The sequence below is a fragment of the Mycobacterium sp. genome (genome assembly GCF_044370595.1).
Classification (GTDB): domain Bacteria; phylum Actinomycetota; class Actinomycetes; order Mycobacteriales; family Mycobacteriaceae; genus Mycobacterium.
The window spans coordinates 1-6,626 of record NZ_JBILVF010000176.1 but is presented as its reverse complement, the minus strand read 5'-3'; the positions used below and the strand labels follow the sequence as shown (position 1 = coordinate 6,626).

Annotated in this window: 4 protein-coding genes; all 4 read right to left on the bottom strand. The window is 66.6% G+C overall.

All coding sequences use genetic code 11. From position 1 onward, the window contains the following. Positions 1-2,477: AAA family ATPase (locus ADBZ5N_RS16550; protein WP_526259281.1), on the bottom strand; the 2,477-nt coding region annotated here is incomplete at its 3' end. Positions 2,478-2,957: 480 nt separating this feature from the next. Continuing rightward, on the bottom strand, positions 2,958-4,472 hold the full coding sequence (gene gatB / locus ADBZ5N_RS16545; protein ID WP_526259279.1) for an Asp-tRNA(Asn)/Glu-tRNA(Gln) amidotransferase subunit GatB: 1,515 nt from the start codon (positions 4,470-4,472) through the stop codon (positions 2,958-2,960). 157 nt (positions 4,473-4,629) lie between these two features. Beyond that, positions 4,630-5,661, bottom strand: coding sequence for a 6-phosphofructokinase (locus ADBZ5N_RS16540; protein ID WP_526259277.1), 1,032 nt, complete (start codon positions 5,659-5,661; stop codon positions 4,630-4,632). A gap of 68 nt (positions 5,662-5,729) precedes the next feature. Next, a partial coding sequence (locus tag ADBZ5N_RS16535; protein ID WP_526259275.1) for an amidase family protein occupies positions 5,730-6,626 on the bottom strand: 897 nt, incomplete at its 5' end.

Here is a 6,626-nt window from a genome sequence, read left to right as displayed (position 1 = left end):
CGCTTGCTCAGCGGCAGGGACGGGTCCAATTCCCGCAGTGCCGGCGTCAGTGCGCCGCAACAACCCCCGAGTTGGCGTGCCCGGGTGGCGGCGGCGGCCTTCGATCCGCAGTCACTGTGCGCGTTGAATGCGCGGGCGGCGTGGGCCGCGGCATCGGCCGCGGCGAGGCGATCACCGATCTCCGCCAGATCATGGGATACCCCCAGAAGACCGTGCCCGTCATTGCCGTACAGCGCCCGCGACCACCGCGTGACTATGCCGACGCGCGGGCTGGTCACGACCTTGCAAAGCTCTTCCAGTCTCCCGTGATAACCGCGGCCGGATCCGAATTGGATCAGCGTCTGCAGGCACAGCACTTCGCGGGCGATTTGGCCATGGAAACAAGCGAATTCAGCGGCCTCCTCGGCAAGTGCGATGGCATGGTCGGAGTCCCCTGCCGCCGCGGTGCCCCATGCTGTCGCCAGAAGCCTGGCAGGCTCCAGGAAGACGAACGCGGGGTTTCGGCTGCGGTCCATGGCTTCAACGGCGGCGGCCGCCGCGTCGCCATCACCGGTCCGGCCCACTGCTGTGGCGTGGGCGATGTGAAGCCAGTAATCCACGCACAGAAAGGGTAAATACCCTGGCAGAGAGACCAATTCAGCACTGGATATCGCCGGGCCGAGGTCCGCGATCGCGGTAGTCAAATCACCGGATTCCAGGGCTGAGACCCCGTTGACCCCGGTAGCGATGGTCCGCAGTGCCCTTGGGACATCGGCCCACTGCCGGGTCACCCGTCGAGCAAGGTCGAGTGCGTCGGTAACCCGGCCATTGGTCGCCAACACATCGATATGCATCAGCAACAGCGCCACGGCCTCGAAAACCATTGTGGGAGAGTCGGGTCCCAGCAGCAGGGCATCCTCGGGCTTACTGGTCGCCCGATCCGGCTCTCCACGATCGCCGAAGGCCAGGGTTGTTGCGAAGTTGAGATTCGTTCGCGATCGCGAGCCCAGTTGTGTGCAGTCGATGCCCTCAAGCAGCGCGAGAACCTCGGAAGGCCTGGCGGAAAATGCCAACTGTAGCGCGCGAAATGCCAGCAGATCGTGCGTCGCAGGCGCCGGCGCGTCGGCTAGCGCCCGAATCATCGCGGATGACTGCTCTGGACGACCCTTCCCGAACAGCGTGTTGGCGGCACGCAACATCGTCACCGCAATCCCCACCGGATCCGAGGTGTCGGGTACCGCACCCACATCGAGAAAACGGTCGACGTCGTCCGCCCGGCCCAGCAGGCTGAGCGTGCGTGCGTGCAGCTTGCGGTTATCCATCCCCGCCCCCGCGTGAATACCCGCGCCCGAAAGTTGTTGACCCAAAGCCGTGCCGAGCCTGCGAATTGCAGCGGCGGCTCCGCGGTGGAACACCTCGGCATCAGGGCTGAGGTCGGATTCCGACCACATCATCGCCAGCCGAAGCGGTTCCGGCGGTCCGATCGCGCAGGCGGGATCAGCCATTGCCGTCGCGACCCGGCCGCGCAAACGCCTGGCCCGCGCCCGACCCATGCGGGCGCGTCGGGTCTCACCGAAGAGGGGATGGGCCACCCGCACGAGATCACCGCCAACTGCCTGAGAGATCTCGATCAGTCCGTGGTGCTCAGCGCCCTCGATCGCCGCCGGGTCGGCGAGGGCATAGAGGTATTCGATCTCCAGAGGCTCCGCGACGGCGACGAGATCGAGTACCTCCACGACAGGCTCGGGCGCCGCAACGGTCTGAACGTCGACCAGGTCGACCAGCGACGGCGATACCGTGAACGAGCCTGTCCAGGTCCAGGTTCCACTGCTCCCATGGACTAGACGACCGGCTCGACGTTCTTGTCGCACGAGTTGGTTAAGGTAAAGAAAATTGCCCTGTGAGAGCTCAAAAAGGCACCTCAGCGCCGTAGAATCCACCGGAGCCCCCAGCGCGGACTCCAGCACCGCCGCGGACTCCTCCCGTGAGAGTGGCCTAAGGTCGAGGCGCCGGAGAAAGCCGTCTTTCCATAACTCAAGCAGCGTCGACGGCATCGGCGCCCCGTTGCGAACAGTGCAGACGACAGAAGTTTCGCCCGTCCGGATCAACCGATGCAGCACGAACGCCGACAACTCATCGAGCACGTGGGCGTCGTCGACCAGGAGCAGCACGGGGGTGTCTGCCGGTGCCGCTGTGATCGCTGCTATCACTGAGCTGACCACGGTCAGCGGCCGGTCCTCGAGTCCGTTAGCCCACTGCGCGAATGCGCCCAACGGTATGTTCTGCCCTGCCTTGGTTCCCTGAATTGAATGGACCGCCCATTCCCCCTGCCCGGCGATCTCGGCGGCCTCGCGCAAAAGACGGGTCTTGCCCGCACCGGCCGATCCTGCGATCAGCAAACCCGCTACCCCGAGATTCCCGCGAAGGAATCCCGCAAGTTGTTCGACCTCAACCTCGCGGCCGGCCAGCGGCCAGTCGGTGACATAGGACGACGTCATCCGAACCTTCTCGCAAAAGAACCGGGGGACTCGATCGCGATCAGCCGGCCAGTCGCCGAAGAGACTCGATCGGGCGCAGCACCCCTACCTCCGCCGAGGTGGAATCAGCCATCGGGATCTCCTTCAATCGAGCGGCACCGCCACCGCACGTGACGGAAAACAGCAGCATCCGACGGTCCGGCCTGCGCGCCGCGCATGCACTTCGTTCAGTCGCGCTTCTGTTCCGGATGAACGCGTCGCTCCGCGCATGGGTCAACCGCCTAGGTGTGGTGCAGTGGGGACGAATCACGCCCTACAAACGCCGAACGCTACCACCAACCATCTGCCTATCCGGACATTTTCGATGACATGCCGTCGGTGGGCGGCAAGATGAACGGTGGGCGGCAAGAGAACCGCTCCTGAAAAGTTCAGGGGCGGGGCCACCGAGGCAACGAGGTCTTCGCCGGCGCGCAACCACGGGGTCGCGGACCGCCTGACGGGTTACCCCTCCTGGCCGCAGGCCTTGAGCACCAACTCCCGCACCCGAGCCGCGTCGGCCTGGCCTTTGGTGGCCTTCATCACCGCGCCGACGATCGCCCCGGCAGCCTGAATCTTGCCGCCGCGGATCTTCTCGGCGATGTCGGGACTGGCCGTCAGTGCCTCATCCACCGCGGCCTGGATCAGCGAGTCGTCGCGCACCAGAGCCAGACCGCGGCCGGCCATCACCTGCTCGGGGTCCCCCTCGCCGGCCAACACCCCCTCGACCACCTGGCGGGCCAGCTTGTTGGACAGCGTGCCCTCGTCGACCAGCGTGATGACGGCGGCTACCTGGGCGGGGGTGATGGCCAGCGCGTCGAGTTCGACACCCGATTCGTTGGCCTTCTGCACCAGGAAGTTGCCCCACCACGCCCGGGCCGGCTCGCTGGCGGCGCCATGGGCCACCGTCGCTGCGACAAGTTCCACCGCTCCGGCGTTGACCAGATCGCGCATCACCTCGTCGGAGACACCCCACTCGTTTTGAATCCGCTTGCGCGACAACCACGGAAGCTCCGGAATGGTTGCGCGCAGCCCCTCGACCAGTTCTGCGCTCGGCGCCACCGGTTCCAGGTCGGGTTCGGGGAAGTAGCGGTAGTCCTCGGCGGTTTCCTTATCCCGGCCCGGTGAGGTGTACCCGTCCTCGTGGAAGTGACGGGTCTCCTGGTGCACGCTGCCGCCGGACTCCAGAACCGCTGCTTGGCGGCGCATCTCGTAGCGAACGGCCACTTCGACACTCTTGAGGGAGTTGACGTTCTTGGTCTCGGTGCGGGTGCCGAACTCGGCCTGACCGATCGGCCGCAGCGACAGGTTGGCGTCACAGCGCAGGGAACCCTGGTCCATACGCACATCGGACACACCCAAGCCGCACAACAGATCCCGCAACGCGGTGACGTAAGCACGGGCCACCTCGGGGGCGCGCGCACCGGCGCCCTCGACGGGTTTGGTGACGATCTCGATCAGTGGCACCCCGGCCCGGTTGAAGTCCAGCAGCGAGGTGGTGGCACCGTGGATGCGGCCGGTCTCGCTGCCGATGTGGGTCAGCTTGCCGGTGTCCTCCTCCATATGCGCGCGTTCGATGCCGATCCGGAAGGTGCTGCCGTCCTCGAGGGGGACGTCGAGGTAGCCGTTGACCGCAATCGGTTCGTCGTACTGCGAAATCTGGTAGTTCTTCGGCATGTCCGGGTAGAAGTAGTTCTTCCGGGCGAAGCGGCACCAGTCGACGATCTGGCAGTTCAGCGCCAAGCCGATCCGGATCGCCGATTCCACAGCGGCCTTATTGAGCGTCGGCAGCGCTCCGGGCATGCCCAGGCACACTGGGCAGACCTGGGTGTTGGGTTGGGCGCCGAAGGCCGTCGCACACCCGCAGAACATCTTGGTGGCGGTGGACAATTCGACGTGGACCTCCAGGCCCAGCACGGGGTCGAACCGCGCGACGACGTCCTCATAGTCCAGCAGTTCGGCATTGGCGGCGGTGGTCATGGACCCGATCCTAGTGGGCGCCCCGCAGCCCCTTTCGCCCTGCCGAGCAGACGCAAACTCGCACGAAAAAGCCCAAAAGGGTACGAGTTTGTGTCTGCTCGCGGGGAACGGGGGGCGGGGGGAAGGTGGGGCGGGGGGAAGGTGGGGCGCGGGAACCTCAGCCGAAGAAGGCCGCGGCGTCGTCATATCGGCTCTGCGGCACCAACTTCAGGTGAGCCACCGCATCGGCCAACGGCACCCGGCCGATCTCCTCCCCGCGCAGCGAGACCATCATCCCGTACTCCCCGGCATGCGCAGCGTCGGCGGCGTTGACCCCGAACCGGGTCGCCAGCACCCGGTCATAGGCGGTCGGGGTGCCGCCGCGCTGGATATGCCCCAGGACGGTGACGCGGACTTCCTTGCGGATGCGCTTCTCGACTTCGTTGGCCAGTTGCTGGGCCACCCCGGTGAACTTCTCGTGGCCGAACTCGTCGACCCCGCCGTGCCGCATCTCCATCGAGCCCTCGGCCGGTTTGGCGCCTTCGGCGATCACACAGATGAAGTGCGACATACCGCGCTGGAAGCGCTGCTTGACCAGCCGGCAGACCTCTTCGACGTCGAAGGGCTGCTCGGGGATCAGCGTCATGTGCGCACCGGAGGCCAGTCCGGCGTTCAGCGCGATCCAGCCGGCGTGGCGGCCCATGACCTCGACGAGCATCACGCGCTGATGCGATTCCGCAGTGCTGTGCAACCGGTCGATGGCCTCGGTGGCGATCATCAGCGCGGTGTCGTGACCGAATGTCACATCGGTGCAGGCGATGTCGTTGTCGATGGTCTTGGGCACACCAACGACCGGCACACCCTCCTCGGTCAGCCAGTGCGCCGCGGTCAGGGTTCCCTCACCGCCGATCGGGATCAGGACGTCGATCCCGTTGTCCTCCAACGTCTGCTTGATCTCACCGATACCGGCCCGCAGCCGCTCCGGGTTGGTTCGCGCGGTGCCCAGCATGGTGCCGCCCTTGGCCAGCAGGCGGGCATTGCGGTCGTCGTTGACGAGTTGAACGCGCCGGTTCTCCAGCAGCCCGTTCCAGCCGTCCTGGAAGCCGACGACCGAGGATCCGTAGCGGGTGTCGCAGGTGCTCACGACTGCGCGGATGACGGCGTTGAGGCCGGGGCAGTCGCCGCCGCCGGTGAGGACTCCGATTCGCATGGGCTCTATCTAACCCGGTACGGCCCTGACGCGGAGTGCTTAGCGGGCTTCCTGAGGGGCAAGCCCGATCAGAGTGCTGCAGGCAGTGCGCCCCGGGCGGCCTCGTAGGCCGCACCCACCCGGTAGAGCCGGTCATCGGCCAACGCCGGTGCCATGATCTGCAGGCCGACCGGCAGGTTGTCATCCGGTGAGAGCCCTGAGGGCACCGACATTCCGCAGTGCCCGGCCAGGTTCAGCGGCAGCGTGCACAAATCGAACAGGTACATCGCCAGCGGATCGTCGACCTTCTCCCCGAGCCGGAACGCCGTCGTCGGGGTGGCCGGGGAGACCAGCACGTCGACGTCGGCGTAGGCCGCATCGAGATCGGCGGCGATCAGCGTGCGGACCTTCTGCGCCTGGTTGTAGTAGGCGTCGTAGTAGCCCGCCGACAGGGCGTAGGTGCCGATCATGATGCGGCGCTTGACTTCCGGGCCGAAGCCGGCCGCACGAGTCAGCGCCATGACCTCTTCGGCGCTGTGGGAGCCGTCGTCGCCGACCCGCAGGCCGTACCGCATCGCGTCGAAGCGGGCCAGATTGCTGGACACCTCCGAGGGCAGGATCAGGTAGTACGCCGACAGCGAGTGGTCGAGGTTGGGGCAGTCCACCTCGCGGACTTCGGCACCGAGAGCGGCCAGCTGCGCGACGGCGTCGTTGAACGAGGCCAGCACTCCGGCCTGATAGCCCTCGCCGCTGCGTAACTGCTTGACCACCCCGACCCGCACCCCGGTCAGATCGCCGGCGGCCCCCGCCTTGGCGGCGGCGACGACGTCGGCAATCGGGTTCTCCAGCGAGGTGGAGTCGTGCGGGTCGTGGCCGGCGATGACGGCGTGCAGCAGGGCGGTGTCGAGCACCGTCCGCGCGCACGGGCCGCCCTGATCCAGCGACGACGCACACGCCACCAGCCCGTATCGCGAGACGGTGCCGGA

Excerpts from the sequence above, each read along its gene's own strand:
- gatB (WP_526259279.1), bottom strand. The coding sequence starts at position 4,472 with ATGACCACCGCCGCCAATGCCGAACTGCTGGACTATGAGGACGTCGTC.
- ADBZ5N_RS16540 (WP_526259277.1), bottom strand. The coding sequence starts at position 5,661 with ATGCGAATCGGAGTCCTCACCGGCGGCGGCGACTGCCCCGGCCTCAAC.